Origin of the sequence: Leisingera daeponensis DSM 23529 (genome assembly GCF_000473145.1) — a bacterium.
GTDB classification, from domain to species: Bacteria; Pseudomonadota; Alphaproteobacteria; order Rhodobacterales; family Rhodobacteraceae; genus Leisingera; species Leisingera daeponensis.
The window spans coordinates 1,746,947-1,770,138 of the sequence record NZ_KI421500.1 but is presented as its reverse complement, the minus strand read 5'-3'; the positions used below and the strand labels follow the sequence as shown (position 1 = coordinate 1,770,138).

At 66.5% G+C, this 23,192-nt stretch carries 25 protein-coding genes; 14 read left to right on the top strand and 11 right to left on the bottom strand.

The window, feature by feature from the left end; translation table 11 throughout:
- Positions 1-204: 204 nt before the first annotated feature.
- The 3 genes from DAEP_RS0109090 to trxB form a co-directional block, all read right to left on the bottom strand.
- On the bottom strand, positions 205-1,884 hold the full coding sequence (locus tag DAEP_RS0109090) for an adenylate/guanylate cyclase domain-containing protein (protein WP_027244434.1): 1,680 nt from the start codon (positions 1,882-1,884) through the stop codon (positions 205-207).
- Positions 1,885-1,965: 81 nt separating this feature from the next.
- On the bottom strand, positions 1,966-2,304 hold the full coding sequence (locus DAEP_RS0109085) for a ribonuclease E inhibitor RraB (protein WP_008557282.1): 339 nt from the start codon (positions 2,302-2,304) through the stop codon (positions 1,966-1,968).
- Positions 2,305-2,309: 5 nt separating this feature from the next.
- Positions 2,310-3,251 (bottom strand): thioredoxin-disulfide reductase, encoded by a 942-nt coding sequence (trxB, locus tag DAEP_RS0109080; RefSeq protein ID WP_008553312.1) that lies wholly within the window; start codon positions 3,249-3,251, stop codon positions 2,310-2,312.
- Positions 3,252-3,489: 238 nt separating this feature from the next.
- On the opposite strand from trxB, the gene DAEP_RS0109075 reads away from it, so the two are divergent.
- Both DAEP_RS0109075 and DAEP_RS0109070 read left to right on the top strand, forming a co-directional pair.
- Positions 3,490-3,990, top strand: a complete 501-nt coding sequence (locus DAEP_RS0109075) for an Lrp/AsnC family transcriptional regulator (RefSeq protein ID WP_008555704.1) — start codon at positions 3,490-3,492, stop codon at positions 3,988-3,990.
- A 167-nt stretch (positions 3,991-4,157) separates the two neighbouring features.
- Positions 4,158-4,592 carry a CBS domain-containing protein gene (locus DAEP_RS0109070; protein WP_008557657.1) on the top strand — a complete coding sequence of 145 codons (435 nt, stop codon included), beginning with the start codon at positions 4,158-4,160 and terminating at the stop codon, positions 4,590-4,592.
- A gap of 45 nt (positions 4,593-4,637) precedes the next feature.
- Here the strand turns inward: DAEP_RS0109070 and DAEP_RS0109065 are convergent, their stop codons facing one another.
- The 5 genes from DAEP_RS0109065 to lgt form a co-directional block, all read right to left on the bottom strand.
- Complete coding sequence (locus tag DAEP_RS0109065; protein ID WP_036760551.1) at positions 4,638-5,423, bottom strand: Hint domain-containing protein; 786 nt, start codon at positions 5,421-5,423, stop codon at positions 4,638-4,640.
- 280 nt (positions 5,424-5,703) lie between these two features.
- Complete coding sequence (locus DAEP_RS24490) at positions 5,704-5,826, bottom strand: hypothetical protein (RefSeq protein ID WP_008557717.1); 123 nt, start codon at positions 5,824-5,826, stop codon at positions 5,704-5,706.
- A gap of 287 nt (positions 5,827-6,113) precedes the next feature.
- On the bottom strand, positions 6,114-6,869 hold the full coding sequence (gene pgeF, locus DAEP_RS0109055) for a peptidoglycan editing factor PgeF (RefSeq protein ID WP_008554667.1): 756 nt from the start codon (positions 6,867-6,869) through the stop codon (positions 6,114-6,116).
- Positions 6,866-7,933, bottom strand: a complete 1,068-nt coding sequence (locus DAEP_RS0109050) for a class I SAM-dependent methyltransferase (protein ID WP_027244432.1) — start codon at positions 7,931-7,933, stop codon at positions 6,866-6,868. The genes pgeF and DAEP_RS0109050 overlap by 4 nt, the downstream gene beginning before the upstream one ends.
- Positions 7,930-8,829: a prolipoprotein diacylglyceryl transferase gene (gene lgt / locus DAEP_RS0109045; RefSeq protein ID WP_027244431.1), complete on the bottom strand. Its 900-nt coding sequence runs from the start codon at positions 8,827-8,829 to the stop codon at positions 7,930-7,932. Before lgt ends, DAEP_RS0109050 begins: the two co-directional genes overlap by 4 nt.
- Positions 8,830-8,926: 97 nt before the next feature.
- On the opposite strand from lgt, the gene DAEP_RS0109040 reads away from it, so the two are divergent.
- The 7 genes from DAEP_RS0109040 (at position 8,927) to DAEP_RS0109010 (ending at position 13,411) form a co-directional block, all read left to right on the top strand.
- The gene (locus DAEP_RS0109040) at positions 8,927-9,175 is read left to right on the top strand and encodes an accessory factor UbiK family protein (protein ID WP_027244430.1); all 249 of its coding nucleotides are present in this window, start codon (positions 8,927-8,929) and stop codon (positions 9,173-9,175) included.
- Positions 9,176-9,313: 138 nt separating this feature from the next.
- On the top strand, positions 9,314-9,667 hold the full coding sequence (locus DAEP_RS0109035; RefSeq protein WP_027244429.1) for a hypothetical protein: 354 nt from the start codon (positions 9,314-9,316) through the stop codon (positions 9,665-9,667).
- Between the two features lie 119 nt (positions 9,668-9,786).
- Positions 9,787-10,338 (top strand): 2OG-Fe(II) oxygenase, encoded by a 552-nt coding sequence (locus tag DAEP_RS0109030; protein ID WP_008555857.1) that lies wholly within the window; start codon positions 9,787-9,789, stop codon positions 10,336-10,338.
- Between the two features lie 430 nt (positions 10,339-10,768).
- Positions 10,769-11,269, top strand: a complete 501-nt coding sequence (locus tag DAEP_RS0109025) for a type III secretion system chaperone family protein (protein ID WP_008554872.1) — start codon at positions 10,769-10,771, stop codon at positions 11,267-11,269.
- A gap of 40 nt (positions 11,270-11,309) precedes the next feature.
- Positions 11,310-12,125, top strand: coding sequence for a pyrroline-5-carboxylate reductase (gene proC / locus DAEP_RS0109020; protein ID WP_027244428.1), 816 nt, complete (start codon positions 11,310-11,312; stop codon positions 12,123-12,125).
- The gene (locus DAEP_RS0109015; protein WP_008556421.1) at positions 12,118-12,456 is read left to right on the top strand and encodes a tRNA-binding protein; all 339 of its coding nucleotides are present in this window, start codon (positions 12,118-12,120) and stop codon (positions 12,454-12,456) included. Before proC ends, DAEP_RS0109015 begins: the two co-directional genes overlap by 8 nt.
- 1 nt (position 12,457) lies before the next feature.
- Positions 12,458-13,411 carry a 2-hydroxyacid dehydrogenase gene (locus DAEP_RS0109010; RefSeq protein WP_027244427.1) on the top strand — a complete coding sequence of 318 codons (954 nt, stop codon included), beginning with the start codon at positions 12,458-12,460 and terminating at the stop codon, positions 13,409-13,411.
- A 9-nt stretch (positions 13,412-13,420) separates the two neighbouring features.
- Here DAEP_RS0109010 and DAEP_RS0109005 read toward each other — a convergent pair whose 3' ends face one another.
- Positions 13,421-13,678, bottom strand: a complete 258-nt coding sequence (locus tag DAEP_RS0109005) for a hypothetical protein (protein ID WP_051337352.1) — start codon at positions 13,676-13,678, stop codon at positions 13,421-13,423.
- A gap of 76 nt (positions 13,679-13,754) precedes the next feature.
- Positions 13,755-14,336, bottom strand: coding sequence for a thymidine kinase (locus DAEP_RS0109000; protein ID WP_008556497.1), 582 nt, complete (start codon positions 14,334-14,336; stop codon positions 13,755-13,757).
- Positions 14,337-14,732: 396 nt separating this feature from the next.
- Between DAEP_RS0109000 and DAEP_RS0108995 the strand changes: the two genes are divergently transcribed.
- The 3 genes from DAEP_RS0108995 (at position 14,733) to DAEP_RS0108980 (ending at position 17,288) form a co-directional block, all read left to right on the top strand.
- On the top strand, positions 14,733-15,197 hold the full coding sequence (locus DAEP_RS0108995; RefSeq protein ID WP_027244425.1) for a hypothetical protein: 465 nt from the start codon (positions 14,733-14,735) through the stop codon (positions 15,195-15,197).
- Positions 15,190-15,918: an arsenical resistance protein ArsH gene (gene arsH / locus DAEP_RS0108990; RefSeq protein ID WP_027244424.1), complete on the top strand. Its 729-nt coding sequence runs from the start codon at positions 15,190-15,192 to the stop codon at positions 15,916-15,918. The genes DAEP_RS0108995 and arsH overlap by 8 nt, the downstream gene beginning before the upstream one ends.
- Before the next feature lie 656 nt (positions 15,919-16,574).
- Complete coding sequence (locus DAEP_RS0108980; protein ID WP_008553404.1) at positions 16,575-17,288, top strand: trypsin-like serine peptidase; 714 nt, start codon at positions 16,575-16,577, stop codon at positions 17,286-17,288.
- 240 nt (positions 17,289-17,528) lie between these two features.
- On the opposite strand, the gene carB is transcribed toward DAEP_RS0108980, so the two are convergent.
- On the bottom strand, positions 17,529-20,885 hold the full coding sequence (gene carB, locus DAEP_RS0108975; protein WP_027244423.1) for a carbamoyl-phosphate synthase large subunit: 3,357 nt from the start codon (positions 20,883-20,885) through the stop codon (positions 17,529-17,531).
- A gap of 199 nt (positions 20,886-21,084) precedes the next feature.
- Between carB and DAEP_RS0108970 the strand changes: the two genes are divergently transcribed.
- Positions 21,085-22,236: an aminodeoxychorismate synthase component I gene (locus DAEP_RS0108970; protein ID WP_027244422.1), complete on the top strand. Its 1,152-nt coding sequence runs from the start codon at positions 21,085-21,087 to the stop codon at positions 22,234-22,236.
- The gene (locus tag DAEP_RS0108965) at positions 22,179-22,832 is read left to right on the top strand and encodes an aminotransferase class IV family protein (protein ID WP_027244421.1); all 654 of its coding nucleotides are present in this window, start codon (positions 22,179-22,181) and stop codon (positions 22,830-22,832) included. The genes DAEP_RS0108970 and DAEP_RS0108965 overlap by 58 nt, the downstream gene beginning before the upstream one ends.
- Positions 22,833-23,192 lie beyond the last annotated feature (360 nt).

Genomic DNA, 23,192 nt, shown 5'->3' with positions numbered 1-23,192 from the left:
GTGTGTTCACGCGTGAACGCATTGCATGGTTCGGCCGGGAATCAAAGGGGGAATTGCCTCGGATTGGCAATTTTCTGCCGCGTTGCCGTGCTGCAACGCATCCGGGTGTGCGGCAGAAAGTTCCCCTTGGGCGTGTTTTACGGCGGGATCGTCCGGGTCCGGCGCCGGGCCGGAAACGGGCGTTCGCGAGGCCGCGGGCGGGGCTTAACCCTGTTCTTTGGCCAGCAGCCGCGGCAGCGCGGCGGCCTGTTCCACCGCCAGCGCCGCCAGCGGCCGGGAGACGCCCCTGAGCTGGAACTCCTGCAGCGCGAAACGGTGCAGGGGGTAGCCCGCGGCCTCCAGCACCCGGGCGGACACCAGCAGTTCGATTCCCAGATCCTTGGTCTTGGCCTCCAGCCGGCTGGCGGTGTTGACGCTGCCTCCGATGATGGTGCGCGGGGCGTGGCCGGCGCTGCCGATCTCGCCCAGCACCAGCTGGCCCAGGTGAATGCCGATGCCGATGCGGATCTGCGGCTCGCCGTCCGCCGCCAGCCGGGCGTTGAAATCCTGCAGCGCGGTGCCGATGGCGGCGGCGGCGTCCAGCGCCGCCTCGGCGGAGCGGGCGGGGGTGGCGGCCTCGAACAGCGCCAGCAGGCCGTCGCCCAGGTATTTGTCCACCGTGCCGCCTGCCGCGGTGATGGCGGGGACGATGGCGTCGAAGAATCGGTTCAGCAGGAACACGACGTCATAGGGGAGCTGGCCGGCGGTGCGGGCGGTAAACCCGCGCATGTCGAGGAACAGCACCGCAAGCTGCTGTTCGCTGCCCTGGCTGGCATGGGCGCGGGTCTTGCGGCCGTCGGGGCGGAACATGCGGGTGACGGTCAGCGGCGCCTCGGGGCGGATCTGGCAGGCCAGCCGCATGTTGGCGGGCGCCTTGACGCGGGCGAGGCTGCGCGCCTCGGGCGGGGCGGGCGGCGGCAGGGTGTCGCCGCCTTCCTCCACCACCACCCGGCAGGTGGTGCAGCGGCCCTTGCCGCCGCACAGGGAGGTGTGCTGGACGCCGCCCGCCTGCGACATCTGCAGCAGGGTGAGGCCGCGTTCGGCGCGGATTTCCGGGCCGAAGGCATAGCGGATGCGCACCGCGCGGCGGCGCCGCAGCAGCCGGTTCAGCACATGCGCCGCCGCCGCCAGCCCCAAGAGCAGCAGGAACGCCGTGAACCAGCGCCTGTCGGTCAGGAACAGCTCGGCAAAGACCTCGCGGCTGGGCCAGTTGAACGCCTCCATCAGCGCCGGACGCTGGCTGCCCTCGACGAACAGACCGTGGATGCGGCGGCCTTCGGTCAGGAAGCCGGCCAGCGCGAAGCCGGGGATCAGCACCGCCAGCCCCGCCATCCAGGGGATCAGCCGCCGCCACCAGCGGGTCAGCCGCAGCCAGTAGTGCAGGCCGATGCAGCCGTGGATCCACACCGCCAGCAGCAGCGCGCTTTGCTGCCAGGCCTCGGGCGAGGCCCACATCAGCACGATCACATAGGCCATCTCGTCGTTGACGCCGTAGATTTCATGCGAGTAGCGGGTGAAGGCCAGATGGCTGAGCAGCTGCAGCGGGATCAGAAATCCGAGCAGCATTTGCAGCGCCGCCGCCGGGCGCATCCGCAGGGTGCGGCGGCGGGCCAGGCTCCACAGCGCCAGCCCGGCATGCAGGATCAGCGCGGTATAGAGGATGAGACCGCCCAGGGCGCTGCGGGTGATCAGCTGGCGGGCGTCCTGAAACGCCTCCATCCAGTCTGGCGACAGCAGGCCGAGGCCGATGTTGATGAAGTGGAAGAAGGCGTAGGTGAACAGCACCAGCCCGGTCACGATCCGGGTGCGGGTGATCCAGTTGCCCTGCCAGAGCGCGCTTGCCACGCCGGTCCTCCTGTCCTGCGGTCAGCTGAGGGCAGACTGCGGGGGCGGGGGCCTGGGGTCAATGCCGGGGTCGGCGGGCGCTCAGCCCTCCAGGCCCCAGCCGTCAGGGGCAAAGCCGTGGGAGAGGGCGGCGCGGGTGGCGACTTCCTCGCCGATCCAGATGCCGGTGGCGGAGATGATCTGATCCGTCAGGGTGGCGACCAGATAGGGGCTGCCGCCTTCGGCGTCTTTTCCGCTGACCCAGCTACAGCCGTAGCCCTCGCGGCTCAGCTCATCGGCCAGCTTGCGCCAGTCGGCGCCGTCGCGGGCGGGGACGAAGAAGTAATCCACGTCCGCCGCCTCCGGCAGGCCGTGTTCGGCCTGCATGTCGTTGAATGCCGCAACGGTTCCGGCCCGTTGCGCGGCGAAATCATGCGGCATCCCGGTTACTCCTGCTCAGCCAAGAAGCGTTCGGCGTCCAGCGCCGCCATGCAGCCCATGCCGGCGGAGGTGACCGCCTGGCGGTACTTGTGGTCGGTCAGGTCGCCCGCGGCATAGATGCCGGGGATCGAGGTTTCGGTGCTGCCGGGCTTCACCTTGACATAGCCGCCGTTGTGCAGCTCCAGCACGTCCTTGACCAGCTCGTTCGCGGGTGCGTGGCCGATGGCAATGAAGACGCCCTTGCAGGGGATTTCCTTCAGCGCGCCCGTTTGCACGTTCTTGACCACGACGCCCTCGACCCCCAGCGGGTTGTCGGTGCCGACGACCTCTTCAAGGGTGTGGAACCACAGGGTTTCGATCTTGTCGTTCTTCATCAGGCGGTCCTGCAGGATCTTCTCGGCGCGCAGCTCGTCGCGGCGGTGGATCAGCGTGACCTTGGAGGCGAAGTTGGTGAGGAACAGCGCTTCCTCCACGGCGGTGTTGCCGCCGCCGATCACCACGATCTCCTGGCCGCGGTAAAAGAAGCCGTCGCAGGTGGCGCACGCCGAGACACCGAAGCCCTTGAATTTCTCCTCGGACGGCAGGCCCAGCCATTTGGCGCGGGCGCCGGTGGCCAGGATCACGGCATCAGCCGTGTAGGTGGTGCCGCTGTCGCCCTTGGCGGTGAAGGGGCGCGACGAGGTGTCGAGCGAGGTGATGATGTCGCCGATGATCTCGGTGCCCATCGCCTTGGCGTGCTCCTGCATCCGCACCATCAGGTCGGGGCCCTGCACCTCGGTGTCGCCGGGCCAGTTCTCCACCTCGGTGGTGGTGGTCAGCTGGCCGCCGGGCTCGATGCCCTGGACCAGGATCGGCTCCAGCATGGCGCGGGAGGCATAGACCCCCGCGGTATAGCCGGCAGGCCCGGAGCCGATGATCAGAACCTTGGTGTGGCGCGTCTCGCTCATGTGTGTTCCCCACGTAATGCAGCCTGGCGGGCTTGCCGCCGTCAGGAAATCCATATAGCGGCAGGGCCCGCTGGCTTAAACCCCCAGCCGTGCCGGAGCGGCAGGCACTGTTGCCGCTGCCGCCCCGGATTGCCGCTTGCACCTTCGGAGTGCAAAGAATATTGCGCGTGGATGAAAGATTATTGCGCAGCCCGGCGGCGGTGCTATAAGAAACGCAAAGTTCACAGGAGTTTCCAGCATGGTCACAACCCGTCTAGATCCGATTGATCGCAAGATTTTGTCGGAGCTTCAGGCCGATGGGCGGATGACCAACGTGGAGCTGGCCAAGCGGGTCGGCATTTCCGCCCCGCCGTGTCTGCGCCGGGTGCGGGCGCTGGAGGAGGCCGGGCTGATTCACGGCTATCATGCGGATGTGAACGCCCGCGAGCTGGGGTTCGAGGTGCAGGTCTTTGCCATGGTGGGGCTGGAGAGCCAGGCCGAGGTGGAGCTGAGCGCCTTTGAGGAGAAGTGCCGCAGCTGGCCGCTGGTGCGCGAGTGCCACATGCTGAACGGCGAGGTGGATTTCATCCTGAAATGCGTGTCGCCGGACCTGAGCACCTTTCAAAGCTTTCTGACCGGCGATCTGCTGACGACGCCGAATGTGGCCAGCGTCAAGACCTCGCTGGTGATCCGCGGCGCCAAGGATGAGCCGGGCGTGCCGTTTGAGGTGCTGGAAGAGCGGCTGGCCCGCGAGGCCTGAGCCAGAGCCGCCCGGCGCGCGTCGGCGGCGGCCCTATTGCGGGGTGGTGCCGGGGCCACTTGATCCAAGTCATTGACGCGAGGGGGAAACCCCGGATGCTGGTAAGGCGGGGCATGCCGGTTGATCGGTTTGACCCGGTCGTTGTTCCGCCGACTGGAGGTGTAACGATGGCAACTGTTCAGCAAATTCTCGATGCCAAGGGCGGCACCCTGCACACGCTTCCGCCGGAGGCCATGGTGGTCGACGCCTTGAAGCTGATGGCGGAGGAGGATGTGGGCTCGGTGCTGGTGATGTCCGGCGGCAAGCTGGCCGGGATCTTCACCGAGCGGCACTATACCCGCAAGGTGTTTCTGGCTGGCAAAACCTCTCCGACGACGCCGCTTGCCGATGTGATGGCGACCGATTTCTACGGCGTCGAGCCGGGGCAGAGCGCCGAAGCCTGCATGGCGGTGATGGTGGAAAAGCATGTCCGCCATCTGCCGGTGCTGAAGGATGGCGAGCTGGCCGGGATCGTCTCGATCGGCGACCTGATGAAAAGCATCATCGACGAGGAGCAGTTCAATGCCAGCCAACTGGTGCGCTATGTGCGCGGCATGAACTGAGCCTCAGCCCCCGGGCCGGCGGCGGACAGGCCGCCGGCAGGGAAATCACAGCAGCGGGCCGCCCGCGCTGCCGCCCTGGCTGTCGGCGCGGGGATAGGCCAGAGGGCCAAAGTCCCTGATGCTGTCGGCGTGGGGAAACATGTTCAAAAACAGGGTCTTGATCGCATAGCTTGCGAGCTTCAGCGCGTCCGGGCCGGGGTGGTAGGTTTCAAACTCCAGCCCGCCGGCATTGATCACCGCATGGCGCGGCAGGCACAGGTGGTACATGTCCACCGGCGTCGGCGGCGCGGTCTCAAAGATGCTCATCCCGTCCTGGAACGCGGCGGCGGGGGTCAGCAGCGGACCCTTGCCGCAGCTTTGCAGATGCGGCGGCGTGCGCAGCAGCCGGGCGGCAGGGCCGGCCACCACGCTGGAAGCCGGTTTTTGCAGGCCCAGGCTGTCGGCCATGAAGCTGGTGAGGCGGTGGCTGCGGCCGCGGCTGCCCTGGCGGGCGGGCAGCAGGCTGGTGCGGCCGATCCACACCAGCTGCTGGCTGCCGCCGCCGCTGGTCAGGATTTCGTCGCCGGGCAGCAGATCCTCGACCGCGATCGGGCCGCTGGCGGTTTCCACCAGCGAGCCGCGGGAAAACGCGCAGAAGGCGTCCTCGAACAGCGGCAGCGCCGGGGCGATGTGGCGGGTTTCCGAGATGCCGCCGTTGGGCAGCAGGCTGCTGACCTCGTAGCGGCGCAGCTGCGGCTTGTTGGCGGCACGCAGAACCGCGGGGTCCTGCAGGAACGCAGTGGTTTCGACAGCATTGGCTGCAGCCCTGTGCAGCGAGTGCGGGATGGTCATAACCGGACCTTTCCTTTCAAACTGCCCGTATGCATCGGCCCCCACCGGCAACACAGACGCGCTTGAACGATATATATGCCTGAGTGTGGCGGGATTTAATTCGGATTGTCAAAAAATCTTAAGCAGACTGGTTAACGGCTGGCAGGGGCGGGGACGGAGCGATTCGGCACTAGCCGCGCCGGTCCCGGGTCCTGCCCGGCGGGCTGGGTGCCCCGGTGGCGGGTACTGGCTGGCGCGGCTGCGCCAGTGCGGCCCGCCGCCGGGGCACCCGTCCCCGGCGTTAACCCCGTTTCCGCTTGCGCGCCTGGCCGTCAGGCTGGCGTGCGGCGGCCCATGGCAGGTCCACGGCCGCGCCTTTGGCGGCGCGGATGATGGAGGCAATGAAACGCTTGTTCATTTTCATGGTCTGTCTGTCCTTCGCCCGGCAGCAACGCCCCTCTGCAGGGCGGCAGCTGGTTTTGTTTTTCTGATCTCTTTATGGGTAATCATTGCGCCGCAATTATGACCGGCGCGGGGCAATTTTGACGCTGCCGGCGCCGCGCCGGGGACAGGGCCGGGGCAGAGAGACCGGGGCAGGGGGCTGGTTTTGCTTGGAAAAAACAGCTTGGCCGGGGTGTCCGGCGCTGCGGGTGGAGGCAATTGCGGCAGAATTTCAGAAAATCCGCCGCAATCTGCCCGGTTAACGCGCTGTTAAAGCCGGATGCAGGAGATCAGGCGGCCGTAGTCGGCCTCTTTCGCGTGGGTCGCGCGGCGGTAGGAAAAGAATTTCTCCGGGTCCGAATAGGTGCAGTGGCGGGTCCATTCCGCGGCGCCGGCGCCGGCCTCGCGCAGCTTGTGCAGGCCGAGGCCCGGCAGGTCGAACAGGTAGCGGCCGTCTTCGCCGTTGGCAAAGAAGCGGGCGTAGCGCTCGTCCTGCATCATGAAGTCCTCAAAGAACTCCGGCCCCACCTCATAGGCGCGCTGGGAGATCGTCGGGCCGATCACCGCGGCGGTGTTTTCGCGCCGCGCGCCAAGGCCCTCCATGGCTTCCAGGGTGGCTTCCAGCACCCCGTCCAGGGTGCCGCGCCAGCCCGCGTGGGCGGCGCCGATGACCCCTGCTTCGGGATCGGAAAACAGCACCGGCTGGCAGTCTGCGGTCAGGATCGACAGCGCCAGCCCCGGCACGTTGGTGACCATCGCATCGGCCTGCGGGCGGTCCTGCGAGGGTTCGGTGATGACGGCGACATCGGCGCTGTGGACCTGATGCACCGCGCTCAGGTTCTCCGGCGGCACCTCCATCGCGGCGGCCACCCGGGTGCGGTTGATCCGCACCGCCTCGCGCTGGTCGGTGGAGCCGAGGCCGCAGTTCAGGCCGTGGTAGATGCCTGAGGACGCACCGCCCCTGCGGGTGAAGAACCCGTGCCGCACCGGGCCAAGCAGATCGGACGTCAGAATTTCAAGCGTCATATGTTCAATCCCGGCGGAGGGGCGGCCTGCGAAGGGTAGAGGCCTAGGACTTTGAACAGGTTTCCCATTTCCTCCGGGTGCGTCAACCGCCGATGTGCGGCGATCAGGGTTTCCAGGCTGCCGCCCTGCAGCGGCGCGGCCAGCGCGCGGGCGCGATCGGTGATGCCGAGCCGTTCGAGGAATACCCCTTGGGGCGTAAGGCGGGTGAAGGCGCAACCAGCGGTTTTCGCGGCGTTTGCCAGCGCTTCGAAATCCACATGGGCCGTCAGATCGGCCTCTCCCGGGGTTTGCAGCGGATCGGCGGGTTCATGCGCCCGCAGGGCCTGCAACGTGTCCCCCAGCGCCCGCCAGTCGCCGTAGTCCACGATCAGCGCGGCGCCGCCATGGGCGGCGATTCGGGCGGCGATGGACTGGGTAATGGGGGCGGCGGGCTCGCAGATCTCGACCAGATCGCCGTCGCGGGTGTCCGCCAGCCGGTGCGCCAGCGCGGGCTGCGGCGCTGCCGGCGTGAGGCCGAAGCTGAGCGCGCCGTCCGTGAGGCCGATGCGCTTTTCGCTCCAGCCGCCGCCTGCGCGCAGGAACTGGCGGATGGGCAGGGCATCGAAGAACTCGTTTGCGATCAGGAAGAGCGGCTGATCGGGCAGGTTGTCCGCGCTGTCCAGCCATGCGGGCGCATAGCCCTCCAGCGCCTTGGCCTGGGCGGCGCGCAGGGCGGGCGAAGCCTCGACCAGATGGATCTGCATCGCGGCATGGAAGCCGGGCACGCCGCGGGTGGCGCGCAACAGGTCTGCCATCAGGGTGCCGCGGCCGGGGCCGAGTTCTGCGAGCGTGAATGGCGCCGGCGATCCCTGATCCATCCAGGCCTGCGCCAGGGCAAGGCCCAGCAGCTCGCCGAACATCTGGCTGATTTCCGGCGCGGTGGTGAAATCGCCCTGCGCGCCCAGCGGGTCGCGGGTGGTGTAATAGCCGAACTGCGGGTGCAGCAGGCAGTCGCCCATGTACTCCGCCACGGACATCGGGCCATCCGCCCGGATGCGGGCGGAGAGGTGGTCCATCAGGCTCATGCCGGGCTCCGGGCGGTGTGGCGGGCGCGGATCAGGAAATAAAGGCCGATCGCGATCATCGGCAGCGACAGCGCCTGTCCCTGGGTGAGGCCGAAGCCGTCAATCTGCCAGGCCAGCCCCAGCGGGTTGCCGGGGGTGACGAACTGGGCATCCGGCTGGCGGACGAATTCGACCAGGAACCGGGCGAGTCCATAGCCCGCAAGAAACACCCCCAGGAGGCGGCCCGGGGTGTGGAAGGCGCCCCGGCGCCAGGCGAGGTACAGCAGCACCGCGCCGAGGATCAGCCCCTCCATCAGCGCCTCGTAGAGCTGCGAGGGGTGGCGGGCGCAAAGCTCTCCCAGCGCCTGGCCGCAGTCCTGCGCGGCCGGGCCGGGGAAGGCGACGCCCCAGGGCAGGTCCGTCGGGCGGCCCCACAGCTCAGCATTGATGAAATTCGCGAGCCGCCCCAGCAGCAGCCCCGGCGGCACCGTGTGGGCGACCAGGTCGGCGATCTGCAATTTCGGGATATTGTGGCGCGCGGCAAAGATCAGGGTGGCCAGCACCACGCCGATCAGCCCGCCGTGAAAGGCCATGCCGCCCTGCCAGATCTTCAGGATCTCGGCGGGGTTCGCCAGGTAATAGGCCGGCTGGTAGAACAGCACAAACCCCAGGCGCCCGCCCAGGATCACCCCGAGGATGATCCAGGTCAGCAGGTCCTCGACCTGCTCGGGGCGCATCGGCGGCTGGCTGGCGGGCCATAAGCCGGGGCGGCGCAGCGCGGCCACCGCCAGGCGCCAGGCGATGACGATGCCGGCGATATAGGCCAGCGCGTACCAGCGCAGGGCAAATTCGAAGCTGCCGATGGCAATTGAGAAAATCTCGGGCGAAAGGTCGGGGAATTGGATCAAGGCCTGCATGTGCGACTGAATGCCTTTGCGGGTTATAGGAAGTCAACGGCTTGCCGCCGCGGCTTTGCTTGCCCATATAGGGGACAACCTTGAGACGGAGAAGAACATGCAGACCCGCAACAAGATCCTGGACGATATTTCGCAGCTGATGACCAATGCGATGGGCGTGGCCCAGGGCGCCAAGGACGAAGCAGAGACCGCGTTGAAGAGCATGATCGACCGCTGGCTGGCCGACCGTGACTTTGTCACCCGCGAGGAATTCGACGCGGTGCGCGCGATGGCGCAGAAGGCGCGCGAGGAAAACGAAGCGCTGAAGGCGCGCCTGGACGCGCTGGAGGCGAAAGACAAGGCCTGAGCCCTGGACCGGGGCAGGCTGTCCGCCCCGCGTTGAATTGAGGCCCGCCGCAGAGGGATCTGCGGCGGGCTTTTTGGTTTTGATAGAATTCCTACCTTGCTAGAACAGGTTGACGCTGTTCCCGGCAAAGGAAATAACATGCGCATCACCGTTGCATTTGAAGAGCTGGGCAAGGATGAATTGCCACCGCTGGGAGAGGCATTCTGGCTGGCAGATATTCCGGCTCATAGGGCCTATGCCGAAAGTCTCTGGAAGCATGAAGCAGATGTGCCCAACAGCGCATTGTTTGCAGTGCCCCGCAGCGGGGCGCCACTAGCTGGGCTGTTAGAGCAGTTCGAGCAGGTTGAAGTCCACTTTCCCGAATGGAGTGAAGTTCTGTTCGCCAGAGCTGACCTGACGCTTAAGCGTTCTGCGTATTTTGCGGACCGCGGCTTTGCTGCTGAAATTGTGCGAAGCGGTTTTGTTGTGCGCCGGTCTGCGCACAGAGCATAGCTGCTCTTTGGTGCAGCAGCTAAAAACAGGTCGCTTTCCGCCCGCCGGGTCGAAAACCGTCCAGCGCCGCCGCCGCGGTCCGTTACATGCTTCCTGTGCTGCTTGAAGAGGAGTGTGGCATGGTTGCGGTCTATTCGGTGCCCAGTGCGTTCAGCACGCAGGAGTGCGCGGAGATTTTGCGGAAAGTGGAGGCGGAGCCGGACAACGAGGCGCGGCTGGTGGGCCAGACCCGCGATCACAACCTGCGCCGGGCCAGCGTGGTGTGGCTGGACGATGTGCCGGGCACCGGCTGGGTGATGGAGCGGCTGATCACACTGGTGCGGCGGGCCAACCGGGAGCAGTTCAACTTTGACCTGCGCGAATTTGCCGAAAGCCCGCAGGCCGCCAGCTACAAGGACAGTGATAACGGCCATTTCACCTGGCACTCCGACATTGGCGACGGGCCGGTGGCGGGCAAGCGCAAGCTGACGCTGGTGGTGCAGCTGAGCAAGCCGGGCTCTTATGACGGCGGCGATCTGGAGATCATGCCGGGCGCCCATGTGGTCACTGCCAGCCGGGTGCTGGGCAGCGCCACGGTGTTTCCGAGCTTTCTGCTGCATCAGGTGACGCCGGTCACCCGCGGCACGCGCCAGTCGCTGACCGTCTGGGCGCACGGGCCCGCCTTCCGCTGAGCCTTCGGCCGGCTGGCTGCGGGCCGGCCTGTTTCAGGGCACGCCCCGCGCCGGAGCGGCGCCCCGTCCGGGCCTGCTGCCGCCTGCCAAGCGGCGGCCTGCGGCCCCTTGCGGGCAAATCTCTTCGCCTGGATGGCTGCGGGCTGCCCGGCAGCGTGCGCATCACCACAAGATATGGGCGGTCCGGGTGATTTCCGCCGGGCAGGAGAGGCCGGAAGGCCCCAAGCTGTTCCGCCGGCATTTAGGGGCCTGTGGACAGATCATCCACAAGTTATTGCAGATATCCCCAAATAAAGGGTTGCCAGATCATCAATTCGGCCCCACCATATCTGGTATGGGAGCGGGGATGCCTCCCCGGCCCGTAGCACAAAAACCTGGCTATTGGGCGTCTCCATTCCCGGTAAGCCGGGCAATACAGAGAGGTGGCATCATGGCACTATCCGAGCTTCACCTGGACGAAGACATCCATCCCATCGACATCGTCGAAACTGTGGCCTCGCACCACGACTGGGACTTTGACCGGGTCGGGGACGATCAGATCGCGATGGCGGTGGAAGGGCAGTGGCGCACCTATTCGCTGACGCTGGCCTGGTCGGGCTATGAGGAATGCCTGCGGCTGGTCTGCAGCTTTGAGATGGAGCCGCCGGAAGCGGAGCTGCCGCGGCTTTATGAGCTGATCAACCAGATGAACGACCAGTGCTGGGAAGGGTCCTTTACCTATTGGGCCGATCACAAGCTGATGCTGTTCCGCTATGGCTTGATGCTGACCGGCGGCCAGATGGCCAGCCCGCAGCAGATCGACGCGATGCTGAACGCCGCGGTGGCCAATGCGGAGCGCTACTATCCGGCGATCCAGCTGGCGGTCTGGGGCAAGCGCAGCCCGCAGGAGGCGATGCAGGTCGCCATTGCAGAGGCTTACGGGCGGGCGTAAACCTGAGCCCTGAACCTGACGCCAAGGGGAGGGGCTTAAGATGGACATGCAAGAGATTGCCGCGCGCGGCCTGGTGCTGCTGGGCTGCGGCAAGATGGGATCGGCGATGCTGGCCGGCTGGCTGGAGGGCGGGCTGCCCGCAGCTTCGGTCTGGGTGATTGATCCCAACCCCTCGGACTGGCTGAAGGGGACCGGCGTTCACCTGAATGCCGAACTGCCCAAGGCGCCGGGTATCGTGCTGATCGCGGTGAAGCCGCAGATGATGGGCGAGGCGCTGCCTACGCTGCAAAGCTACGGCAACGGCCAAACGCTGTTCATTTCGGTGGCGGCGGGCACCTCGATTGCCACATTCCAGAACATTCTGGGGGCCGAAACCCCGATCGTGCGGGCGATGCCGAACACCCCGGCTGCGGTGGGGCGCGGCATCACCGCAATCATCGGCAACGCCCACGCGGCGCCCAAGGATCTGGAGCGGGCCGAGGGGCTGTTGCAAGCTGTCGGGCAGACCGTGCGGCTGGAGAACGAGGGCCAGATGGATGCGGTCACGGGCGTCAGCGGCTCCGGCCCGGCCTATGTGTTCCACCTGATCGAGACGCTGGCCGCCGCGGGCGAGGCGCAGGGCCTGCCGGCGGAGCTGGCGATGCAGCTGGCCAAGGCCACTGTCGCAGGCGCCGGCGCGCTGGCGGAGGCGGCAGAGGACAGCCCCGGCCAGCTGCGCGTCAACGTGACCAGCCCCAATGGCACTACCCAGGCCGCGCTGGAGGTTCTGATGGATGAGCAGGACGGCTTCCCGGCCTTGCTGAAGCGTGCGGTTGCGGCGGCAACGGAGCGGTCCAAGGAGCTGTCGCGTGGCTGAGATTTCCTTTGACGATTTCCTGAAGGTCGACGTCCGCGTCGGCGAAGTGGTCCGTGCGGAGCCGTTTCCCGAGGCGCGCAAGCCGGCCATCAAGCTGTGGGTCGATTTCGGGGGCGAAATCGGCGTAAAAAAGAGCTCAGCGCAGATTACGGCGCATTACATGCCGGAAACGCTGGTGGGCAAGCAGGTTCTGGCCGTCGTAAACTTCCCGCCGCGGCAGATCGGCACGTTCATGTCAGAGATCCTGGTTCTGGGCCTGCCGGACGAAAACGGAGAGATATTCCTGGCGGGTCCCGACGGAAAGGTCCCGCTGGGCGGGAGGATGCACTGAGATGAAAATCTGGATTGCGCGGCCGATGACGGCAGCGGTCACGGCGCGGGCGCGGGAGGCCTTTGCCGGTCTGGAGATCCGTGAGACCAACGCGGTGATGAGCGAGGCGGAGATGCTGCGCGCGCTCAAGGAGTTCGACATCGTGGTGCCGACGCTGGGCGACAGGTTCACGGCAGAGATCTTTGCCAAGGCGGGCACGCCGCGCTGCAAGCTGCTGGCCAACTTCGGCGTCGGTTACAACCATATCGACGTGGAGGCGGCGCGGGCCGCTGGCGTCGAGGTGACCAACACGCCGGGCGCTGTCACCGATGCCACCGCCGATATCGCGATGACGCTGATCCTGATGTCGGCGCGCCGCGCCTCGGAAGGCGAGCGGATGCTGCGCAGCGGCGCGTGGGACGGCTGGCACCCGACCCAGATGCTGGGGCTGCACGCCACCGGCAAGCGCGTCGGCATCGCCGGCATGGGCCGGATCGGCCAGGCAATTGCGCGGCGCTGCCACTTCGGCTTTGGCATGGATGTGTCTTACGTGGCGCGTTCGACCAAGGAACTGGATTTTCCGGCGGACCGGGCAGAGAGCCTGTTGGCGATGGCGGGGCAGGTGGATTTCCTGGTCGTCGCAGTGCCGGGCGGGCCTGAGACCCGTCACCTGATCAACGCCGAGGTGCTGAACGCGATGCAGCCCCACGCGCATCTGATCAATATCGCGCGCGGCGAAGTGGTGGAGGAGGCGGCGCTGATCGATGCGCTGCAGAACCGCCGCATCGGCGGCGCGGGCCTTGATGTCTATGAGTTCGAGCCCAAGGTGCCGCAGGCGCTGATCGATCTGGACAACGCCACCCTGCTGCCGCATCTGGGCACCGCCACCGAGGAGGTGCGCAGCAATATGGGGCATATGGCGCTCGACAATGCCGCGGCGTACCTGGCCGGAGAGGCGCTGCCCAACCGGGTCTGACGCGGGCGGTCAGCTGTCCTTGGGGTCGTCGCGGGGCACGTCGCGGCGGTGATCCCAGGCGGGGTCCTCCTTCTTGATCTTGCGGGTCAGAAACACGCCTGCAGGCCACGCCGAGACGGCACCGACGGCGATGCAGACAGCGATGGACTGCCAGGAATAGAAGCCAAGGGTGAAGGCGGCGATGATCAAGGCGCCTGCGATGCAGGCGCCTGCCAGGCTGGCCATATGAAAGCGCAGCTTACCGGCGAGCGGATCCCGTGCGGTCATGACGATCTCCTGTCTAAAGGGCGTGTACAGGAGGAAAACGCAAACGGGGCAGGCCGGGTTCCGCGCCGCCGGTGCGCTAGCGGCTGCCGACGGCCTCGCGCCAGTGGCGGCGGCACAGCGACACATAGGTCTCGTTGCCGCCGATCTGCACCTGGTCGCCTTCGGTCAGCACCTGTCCCTGCTCGTCCTGGCGCACCACCATGGTGGCCTTCTTGCCGCAATGGCAGATGGTGCGCACCTCGCGCATCTCATCCGCCAGCGCCAAAAGGGTGGCGGAGCCGGGAAACAGCTTGCCTTGGAAATCCACCCGCAGGCCGTAAGCGAGCACCGGCACCCGCAGGTCGTCGACCACGCGGGCCAGCTGCCAGACCTGCTCCGGTTCCAGGAACTGCGCCTCGTCCACGAAGATGGCCGCTACCGGGCCGTGTGCCAGGCGCTGCTCGATGCGCTGATACAGGTCGTCGCCGGCCGAGAACATGTCGGCCTCTTCGCCGATGCCGATGCGCGAGGCGATCCGGCCCGCGCCGGCCCGGTCATCCAGCTTCGCTGTCAGCAGGTAAGTGTCCATGCGGTTTTCGCGGTAGTTGTGCGAGGCCTGCAGCAGCACCGTCGATTTGCCCGCGTTCATGGTGGAGTAATTGAAATAGAGCTTGGCCATGGCGGCGGGTTTACCCGCACCGCGGCGGCGGGAAAACCGGATTCGTGCAGGTGACCGCGCGGCAGCGGCAGGTGTGCATCAGCAGGCGGGCATCGGCAGGGAATGGCCTCCCGGGGCTAGCGTGGCCGGGGAGGAACAAAACCCCGTGATAGCAGCCATCGCCAAATTGCCCCGGAAGGCGCAAGTTCCGGGCAGACCAATTACCCTGGTTGCAGGACGTCACTCACCCATCCCGCTTTGCACTGGACAACAGATGCCAATTGCACCATGCCACTCGCTAAATCCCTGAAAACCTGAGGGATGGATAAGGTATCGCAATTGATCTACAACTCAGAAATGGGAAATTAACCGGTTCGTTCCCCATGGGGGGCGGCAGGCAAGCCAGGTAGGATGTATATGGCTGAAATCGGGACGTATCTGAAGAAGCACACCGAAGCGCTGGTCAAGGATGTCGGTATCGAGGCGGCCTGCCAGATCACCGGCAAGTCAAAGGCGACGCTGGGGCGGTATTACTCTGACAACGCCGAACACGCGGACCGGTTCATGCCGGTGGATGCGGTGGCCAAGCTGGAAGGCGCGGCGTCTTATCCGCATGTGACGTCGGCGCTGGCGGACCTCAAGAACATCACCCTGTCCTATAACGGCAACGGCAGCGCCGGGGAAACCGGACGCAGCGGCGGGGTCAATGCGGATGTGATCGCGCTGAGCCAGCGGTTTGCCCAGCTGATGAGCGAATACCAGGCGGCGATCGAGGACGGCATCATCACCGTCAACGAGGCCAAGCGGCTGCTGCGGGAAACCGTGCTGCTGCAGCAGGTTCTGCTGGATATGAAACTGCACCTGGAAGAAGAGAGTGCCTGACAGCCTGGATCTGAGCGATCTGCCCGGCATTGCGGCGGGGCAGCTGCATCCAATTGACGCGGACGCGCTGGCCGCGCCCGGCGATCCGCGCCACCCGCCGCGCATCCTGCTGCTCTACGGCTCCCTGCGCGAGGTGAGCTATTCCCGCAAGGCGGCGGAGGAGGCGGCGCGGGTGCTGCGCGCGCTGGGCTGCGAGACGCGGATGTTCGACCCCTCCGGCCTGCCGTTGCCCGACGATGCGGGCGCGGCGGAGCATCCCAAGGTGGCGGAGCTGCGCGAGCTGGCGGTCTGGTCCGAGGGTATGGTCTGGTCCAGCCCGGAGCGCCACGGCGCGATGACCGGCATCATGAAGCTGCAGATCGACTGGCTGCCGCTGTCCTTGCAGGGCGGCATCCGCACCACCCAAGGCAAGACGCTGGCGGTGATGCAGGTCTCCGGCGGCTCGCAAAGCTTCAACGCGGTCAACCAGATGCGCATCCTGGGCCGCTGGATGCGGATGGTGACGATTCCCAACCAAAGCTCGATCCCCAAGGCGTGGCTGGAGTTCGAAGAGGGCGAGCGTCTGTCTGACGGGCCGTTCTACCGCCGTCTGGTGGATGTGATGGAGGAGCTGGTGAAGTTCACCTGGCTGGTGCGGGGGCGCAAGGACTACCTTGTCGACCGTTACTCCGAACGGGTGGAAAGCGCTGAGGACGTGCATAAGCGGGTGTCGCAGAAGTAACCGGGCGGCCCGGCCTGCATGATCCGGCCCTCATGACCCGGCCTGCGCAAGGATGCCCCGGCAATTCTGCCGGGGCTTTTTCATGTCTCAGATCAGCGGGATCAGCGGCACGTCGCAGGCGGACAGAAACAGCAGGGCGGTGACAAGCAGGGGGAGCCGCATAGAGGGGTCCTTTGGAGTAGTTGAGGTCGCCGCAACCTTGCCCTTCAGCCGCAACCGCGGCAAGTGCCGCCGCCCGTGCCCGGCGGGATTGCGCGCGCATCTGCACGGCTTGGCGGCGCAGCGCGCTGTTAAAGACTCAGTCCGCGCCGAGGCCCGCGTTTAGCCTTTTGTTAAGGCTCATTTGTGCCGCATTCGGGCCGCGAAGTTACCACCGGAGGCGGAAAACGCGCGGAAACCGGGGAAATTGCCGCCTGATCTCCTAACGAAAACCGTAGGGTTTTTCAGTGTTTTAAGGCGAATTTTCGCAAAATCGAACGGAAGCGTTAAGAAAATAAGGGGTTCCGGGCCGGTGAGGGATGCACGCGGCGCGTGTCTTAATCTTTTGTTAATCCTGTCGCATTCTGCCCATCTTTCTGCCAGCGCGGCACCGCAGCAGGCCGCATTCCAGCCTCAGGACTCGCCCACCATGGCGGTGTGGGAAAAAGGAGTTGGTCATGAGACGTTTGCTAGGAATTGCCGCCGCTGTGCTGATGGGAGTGAGTGCCGGAGCTGCTGCCGCCGACGGGCAGCGGGCGCCAGTGCAGTCGGTGCCGGGATGGGAGGCGGTGGGCCGCCTGAACATCGGCGGCCGCGCCATGTGCACCGCCAGCCTGATCGCGCCGGACATGGTGCTGACCGCGGCGCATTGCATGTATGACATCCGCACCGGCCGGGCCGTGGACCCGCGCAGCGTCCAGTTCGAGGCGGGGCTGAACGGCCGCCAGTCGAAGGCGGCGCGCAGGGTGTCCAAGGTGGCGATCCACGCAGGCTACCAGCATGGCCGGACCGGCCAGTTCCAGACCGCCACCGATATCGCGGTGCTGCGGCTGGAGCGCCCGATCAGCGCCGATGTGGTGCGCCCGCTGGCGCTGGCCGCCGCACCGGAGCGGGGCGCGCGCGTCGATGTGATGTCCTATTCCCACAGCAATGCCACCTCGCCGCGGCTGCAAACCGCCTGCCAGGTGCTGGTGGCCCGCCAGATGTCGCTGATCACCAGCTGCCGCGTCGATCTTGGCGCCTCCGGCTCGCCGGTGCTCCAGTCCCGCCCGGGCCGCGCGCCGCAGCTGGTGTCGGTGATCTCCTCCAAGGCGGAGCTGGGCGGCAAGCGGGTGTCGCTGGCAGCCCCGCTGGGCCACGCGCTGCAGGCGCTGATGCGGCAGGCGGGCTGACCGCCGCGCCTACAAACGCTCCGTTCCTGCTGACTGCCTATGCCACAGAAACATGCAGCCCCGGCCAAGTGCCGGGGCTGAATCTGTCTGGGGTCAGGCGTGTCCCGCAGCCGCTGGCTGGTCTGCCGCATGGCCTCCGCCGGGCATGAGAACGGCCAGGAGGGGGGCGGCAGGTGGAAAGAAAAAGCCCCGGGCAGTGCCGGGGCTTTCCAGTAGACCGCATTCGCTGCGTGCCGGGGCTTAGCCCTGCAGGCTCTTCACCTCGACGTCGCCTTCAGCCTGGGCCTTGATGGCGCGCGCGGCGGCGTTGGCGCCGGCGGCGGTGGTGAAGTAGGGGATCTTGTCATAAAGCGCGACGGAGCGCATTTCCTTGCTGTCCTCGACCGCCTGGGCGCCTTCGGTGGTGTTCATCAAGAGCTGGACGCCACCGTCCTTCAGCATGTCGACCACGTGCGGGCGGCCCTCATAGACCTTGTTGACCAGTTCGCAGGCGACGCCCTGGTCTTCCAGCCAGCTTTGGGTGCCGCGGGTGGCGACCAGGGTAAAGCCCTGCTCGACCAGGATCTGCGCCGCTTCGAGCATCAGCTTGCCCTTGTCGGCGTCCTTGATCGAGATGAAGGCGCGGCCCTTGGACGGCAGCACCATGCCGGCGCCCATCTGCGCCTTCAGGAAGGCGCGGGCAAAGGAGCGGTCCCAGCCCATGACTTCGCCGGTGGAGCGCATTTCCGGGCCGAGGATGGTGTCGACACCCGGGAAACGGGCGAACGGCAGCACCGCTTCCTTGACCGAGAACCAGGGCATGTCCGGGTCGGCGAGCGTCATCGGATCGGCGATCGGGGTGTTGACGTCATAGCCTGCGTCCGGGCCGTAGGGCGGGCGCAGCGGGAAGTTCGTGAGCGGCTCCCCGGCCATCACCCGGGCGGCGATGGAGGCGATGGCGCTGTCGGTGGCCTTGGCGACGAACGGCACGGTGCGGGAGGCGCGCGGGTTCACCTCGATCAGGTAGATCTCATCGTCCTTGATCGCGAACTGCACGTTCATCAGGCCGACCACGTTCAAGGCCAGCGCCAGTGCGTTGGTCTGGACCTTGATCTGGTCGATCATGTCCTTCTCAAGCGAGTAGGGCGGCAGCGAGCAGGCACTGTCGCCCGAGTGCACGCCGGCCTCTTCGATGTGCTGCATGATGCCGGTCACGTGCACGTTCTTGCCGTCGCACAGCGCGTCGACGTCCAGTTCCACCGCGCCGGACAGGTAACTGTCCAAGAGCACCGGGCTGTCGCCGGAGACCACCACCGCCTCGGCGATGTAGCGCTTGAGCTGGTCCATGTCGCGGACGATTTCCATCGCCCGGCCGCCCAGCACATAGGACGGGCGGATCACCAGCGGGAAGCCGATTTCACCTGCGATTTCAATCGCCTGTTCGCCGGTGGAGGCGATGCCGTTCTTCGGCTGCTTGAGGCCCAGCTGGTTGACCAGCGCCTGGAAGCGCTCGCGGTCTTCGGCCAGGTCGATGGCGTCCGGGGAGGTGCCCAGGATCGGTATGCCTTCCTCTTCCAGCGCGTTGGCCAGTTTCAGCGGGGTCTGGCCGCCGAACTGCACGATGACGCCGTGCAGGGTGCCGTTGTCCTGTTCGACGCGCAGGATCTCCATCACATGCTCGAACGTCAGCGGTTCGAAATACAGCCGGTCCGAGGTGTCATAGTCGGTCGACACCGTTTCCGGGTTGCAGTTGATCATGATGGTTTCATAGCCCGCATCGGTCAGCGCAAAGCAGGCGTGGCAGCAGCAGTAGTCGAACTCGATCCCCTGGCCGATCCGGTTGGGGCCGCCGCCGAGAATGACGACTTTCTTCTTGTCCGAGGGGCGCGCCTCGCATTCGACGTCGCCAAAGGCCGGGGCCTCGTAGGTCGAGTACATGTAGGGCGTCTGCGCCTCGAACTCGGCGGCGCAGGTGTCGATGCGCTTGAACACGGCGTTGACGCCCAGGTCGCGGCGGGCCTTGCGGACCTCGGCTTCTTTCTTGCCGGTCAGTTTGGCGAGGCGGGCGTCGGTGAAGCCCAGCATCTTGAGCGCGCGCAGGCCGGCCGCGTCCGAGGGCAGGCCGTTTTCGCGGATCCCGGCCTCGGCCTCGACGATCTCGCGGATGCGGGCCAGGAACCAGGGGTCGAACTTGGTGACCGCGTGGATGTCATCGTCGCTGAGGCCGTGGCGCATCGCCTGGGCGATGGTGCGCATCCGGTCGGGGGTCTGCTTGCCGATGGCCTTGATCACCGCGGCCTTGTCGCCTGCGGGCTCCCACGGGCCGGCGCCGACGCCGTCGATCATCACCTCGTCAAAGCCGGTCAGGCCCGATTCCATCGAGGCCAGCGCCTTTTGCAGCGATTCATGGATGGTGCGGCCGATGGCCATTGCCTCGCCCACCGATTTCATCGCGGTGGTCAGGTACGGCTCGGAGCCCGGGAATTTCTCGAACGCGAATTTCGGGATCTTGGTGACGACATAGTCGATGGTCGGCTCGAACGATGCGGGCGTCACCTTGGTGATGTCGTTGTCCAGCTCGTCCAGGGTGTAGCCCACCGCCAGCTTGGCCGCGATCTTGGCAATTGGGAAGCCGGTCGCCTTGGAGGCCAGCGCCGAGGAGCGGCTCACGCGCGGGTTCATCTCGATCACCACCATACGGCCGTCGGCGGGGTTCACCGCCCATTGCACGTTGGAGCCGCCGGTCTCGACGCCGATCTCGCGCAGCACGTTGATCGAGTGGGTGCGCATGATCTGGTATTCTTTGTCCGTCAGCGTCAGCGCCGGGGCCACGGTGATCGAGTCGCCGGTGTGGACGCCCATCGGGTCGACGTTTTCGATGGAGCAGACGATGATCGCGTTGTCCGCCTTGTCGCGGACCACTTCCATCTCATACTCTTTCCAGCCCAGGAGGCTCTCGTCCACCAGGATCTGGTTCACCGGCGAGGCATCCATGCCGGAGCGGCAGAAGTGGATGTAATCGTCGCGGTTGTAGGCGACGCCGCCGCCGGTGCCGCCGAGGGTGAAGGCCGGGCGGATGATCGCGGGCAGGCCGATGTCATCCAGCGCTTCCAGTGCGATGCGGACGCCTTCGTCCAGGTCGGCGGTGCCGTTTTCGCGCTTGGGCGCGGTGACGATGGTGGCGCGCGGGTTCTCGATGCCGAGGCGGTCCATCGCCTCGCGGAACAGCTTGCGGTCCTCGGCCATTTCGATGGCGTCACGCTTGGCGCCGATCATCTCGACGCCGAATTTCTCCAGCACGCCCATTTCTTCCAGCGCCAGCGAGGTGTTAAGGCCGGTCTGCCCGCCCATGGTCGGCAGCAGCGCGTCGGGGCGCTCTTTCTCGATGATCTTGGCGACAACCTCGGGCGTGATCGGCTCGATATAGGTGGCGTCGGCCAGGCCCGGGTCGGTCATGATGGTGGCCGGGTTGGAGTTCACCAGGATCACCCGGTAGCCTTCTTCGCGCAGCGCCTTGCAGGCCTGGGCGCCGGAGTAGTCGAACTCGCAGGCCTGCCCGATGACGATCGGACCGGCTCCGATGATCATGATCGACTGGATGTCGGTTCTTTTAGGCATGGCCATATTCCTTTGATTGACGCGCGGGCAGCTTTGATTCACGGGCGCTGGCGTGCGCCCAAATTGTTCCGCGTTATAGGGACCGCACCGAAAGGTTCAAGGGGTATCGGAAACGGATATGGAAATGCCGCATCCACCCCTTTTGTTCGCATTGCGAACAGATATATGTGGGGCTCAAGAGCTCAGGGAGTCGCTTGCGGTGCGGATTCGCTTTGATCAGGGTCCCAGGGGGGCCGGCACAGTGTTCAGCCAGCCGCTGCGGGTGATCCGTGCGGACGGGCCGGAAGAGGTGCCCGCCGCGTTGGCCGCGCTGGATGCGGCGCGGGGGGCGGGCCACTGGCTGGCGGGGTATGCGTCCTATGAGCTGGGTTATGCGCTGGAGCCGAAGCTGGCCGGGCGGCTGCCCGCGGGGCGGCGGCTGCCGCTGATCTGCTTTGGGGTATATGAGGCGCCGTCCCAGTCCGGCACTGAGGGCAGCGCCCGGCCGCGGGGGGGCGAAGCGGGACTCGAAAGCATTACGCCCCGCTGGACTTATGACCGTTACGCCGAAGCCTTCGCGCATGTGAACCGCAACATCGGCAAGGGCGACATCTATCAGGCCAACCTGACCTTCCCGATTGATGCGGATGCCTATGGCACTGCCGGGGAGCTTTATGCCGCGCTGCAGGCCAGGCAGCCGGTCGGTTACGGCGTTCTGGTCGAACAGGACGGCCTGCCGGATCTGCTGTCGCGCTCGCCGGAGCTGTTTTTCCGCACCGGTGCGGACGGCGTGATCGAGACCCGCCCGATGAAGGGCACCCAGCCGCGCAGCGACGATCCGGTGGAGGACGCCCGCCGCCGCGACTTCCTGCGCCAGGACGAGAAGAACCGGGCCGAGAACCTGATGATCGTCGACCTGCTGCGCAACGACATCAGCCGCGTGGCGCTGACCGGATCGGTGCATGTGCCGGAGCTGTTTGCGGTGGAAAGCTATGCCACCGTGCATCAGATGGTGTCGCTGGTGCGGGCGAAACTCCGGCCCGATGCGGGGCTTGCGGACATCTTTACGGCGCTGTTTCCCTGCGGCTCCATCACCGGCGCGCCCAAGATCCGCGCGATGGAGATCCTGGCGGACCTGGAACCCTGGGCACGCGACATCTATTGCGGCACCATCGGCTGGGCGGCACCGGACGGCGCGTCGGAGTTCAATGTGGCGATCCGCACGCTGATGCTGGAAGGCGGCCGCGCAACGCTCAACGTGGGCGGCGGCGTGGTCTGGGACAGCACCGCCGAGTCCGAATATGAGGAAGCGCTATGGAAAGCCCGGTTCGCCCGCGTGACACCGTCCAGAACGATCCCGCTTTCCGCCTGATCGAGACGCTGGGCTGGCATCCGGGCGCGGGGTTCCGGCACCTGCCGCAGCATCTGGCCCGGATGGCGCGCAGCGCGGCGGTGTTTGGGATCCCCTTCGATCCAAAGCAGGCGGAGGCGGTTCTGAGGGAAGCTGCCGGCGAGGCCCCGCTGCGCTGCCGCCTGACGCTGGAGGCGCGGGGGCAATTGGAGCTGACCACGGCACGCTTGGGAAGCAACCCATCTGAATGGCGGCTGGGCATTGCGCAGACCCGGCTGAACGCCGATGACCTCTGGCTGCAGCACAAGACCACCCGCCGCGCGCTCTATGACGCCGCGCGGGCAGCGCTGCCGGAAGGGGTGGACGAACTGCTGTTCCTGAACCAGCAAGGCGAGGTCTGCGAGGGCACCATCACCAATCTGTTTGTCACCCGCGCGGACGGGCAGAGGGTGACACCGCCGCTGAGCTGCGGCCTGCTGCCGGGCGTTTTGCGCCAGACGCTGCTGGAAAGCGGCCAGTGCCTGGAGCAGGTGCTGAGGGTGCAGGACCTGCTGGAGGCGAAGGCCATCCATATGGGCAATTCCCTGCGCGGGCTGATCCCGGCGCGGATCGTGTAGCGGGGGCGCTCCCTCGGACGCGCGCCGCCCGGCTGCCGCCAGACGGCGCGTGCCCTTGGGCCCGGCAGCGCGCCTGCGGCGCGCTGCGGCTGCCGCGAAACGCCCCCGGCGCCCCGCCGCCGGCGGGGCGCCGGGCCCAACGCTTGCCGCCGGGCCGCGCAGCGGCGGGGCGTGCAAGGGGCGGGAGCCTTTGCGCCAAGGGGGCGAACCGGCAAAAACCGGGCCGCTGCCGGTGCGGAATCGCCCCTGTTTGCTTGACAACTGAGCCGCAAACTAGTGTACCACCCCGGACGAATTCCGCGCCGTTTCCGTGCGCAACTCCCGAACGACGGCCCGCCCGGGCACAAGACCGGTATAACG

What these genes read in the sequence shown, in the direction of transcription:
- DAEP_RS0109085 (WP_008557282.1), bottom strand. Translation starts at nt 2,304, where the DNA reads ATGCCGCATGATTTCGCCGCGCAACGGGCCGGAACCGTTGCGGCATTC.
- trxB (WP_008553312.1), bottom strand. Translation starts at nt 3,251, where the DNA reads ATGAGCGAGACGCGCCACACCAAGGTTCTGATCATCGGCTCCGGGCCT.
- DAEP_RS0109075 (WP_008555704.1), top strand. Translation starts at nt 3,490, where the DNA reads ATGGTCACAACCCGTCTAGATCCGATTGATCGCAAGATTTTGTCGGAG.
- DAEP_RS0109070 (WP_008557657.1), top strand. Translation starts at nt 4,158, where the DNA reads ATGGCAACTGTTCAGCAAATTCTCGATGCCAAGGGCGGCACCCTGCAC.
- DAEP_RS0109065 (WP_036760551.1), bottom strand. Translation starts at nt 5,423, where the DNA reads ATGACCATCCCGCACTCGCTGCACAGGGCTGCAGCCAATGCTGTCGAA.
- DAEP_RS24490 (WP_008557717.1), bottom strand. Translation starts at nt 5,826, where the DNA reads ATGAAAATGAACAAGCGTTTCATTGCCTCCATCATCCGCGCCGCCAAA.
- pgeF (WP_008554667.1), bottom strand. Translation starts at nt 6,869, where the DNA reads ATGACGCTTGAAATTCTGACGTCCGATCTGCTTGGCCCGGTGCGGCAC.
- DAEP_RS0109050 (WP_027244432.1), bottom strand. Translation starts at nt 7,933, where the DNA reads ATGAGCCTGATGGACCACCTCTCCGCCCGCATCCGGGCGGATGGCCCG.
- lgt (WP_027244431.1), bottom strand. Translation starts at nt 8,829, where the DNA reads ATGCAGGCCTTGATCCAATTCCCCGACCTTTCGCCCGAGATTTTCTCA.
- DAEP_RS0109040 (WP_027244430.1), top strand. Translation starts at nt 8,927, where the DNA reads ATGCAGACCCGCAACAAGATCCTGGACGATATTTCGCAGCTGATGACC.
- DAEP_RS0109035 (WP_027244429.1), top strand. Translation starts at nt 9,314, where the DNA reads ATGCGCATCACCGTTGCATTTGAAGAGCTGGGCAAGGATGAATTGCCA.
- DAEP_RS0109030 (WP_008555857.1), top strand. Translation starts at nt 9,787, where the DNA reads ATGGTTGCGGTCTATTCGGTGCCCAGTGCGTTCAGCACGCAGGAGTGC.
- DAEP_RS0109025 (WP_008554872.1), top strand. Translation starts at nt 10,769, where the DNA reads ATGGCACTATCCGAGCTTCACCTGGACGAAGACATCCATCCCATCGAC.
- proC (WP_027244428.1), top strand. Translation starts at nt 11,310, where the DNA reads ATGGACATGCAAGAGATTGCCGCGCGCGGCCTGGTGCTGCTGGGCTGC.
- DAEP_RS0109010 (WP_027244427.1), top strand. Translation starts at nt 12,458, where the DNA reads ATGAAAATCTGGATTGCGCGGCCGATGACGGCAGCGGTCACGGCGCGG.
- DAEP_RS0109005 (WP_051337352.1), bottom strand. Translation starts at nt 13,678, where the DNA reads ATGACCGCACGGGATCCGCTCGCCGGTAAGCTGCGCTTTCATATGGCC.
- DAEP_RS0109000 (WP_008556497.1), bottom strand. Translation starts at nt 14,336, where the DNA reads ATGGCCAAGCTCTATTTCAATTACTCCACCATGAACGCGGGCAAATCG.
- DAEP_RS0108995 (WP_027244425.1), top strand. Translation starts at nt 14,733, where the DNA reads ATGGCTGAAATCGGGACGTATCTGAAGAAGCACACCGAAGCGCTGGTC.
- DAEP_RS0108980 (WP_008553404.1), top strand. Translation starts at nt 16,575, where the DNA reads ATGAGACGTTTGCTAGGAATTGCCGCCGCTGTGCTGATGGGAGTGAGT.
- carB (WP_027244423.1), bottom strand. Translation starts at nt 20,885, where the DNA reads ATGCCTAAAAGAACCGACATCCAGTCGATCATGATCATCGGAGCCGGT.
- DAEP_RS0108965 (WP_027244421.1), top strand. Translation starts at nt 22,179, where the DNA reads ATGGAAAGCCCGGTTCGCCCGCGTGACACCGTCCAGAACGATCCCGCT.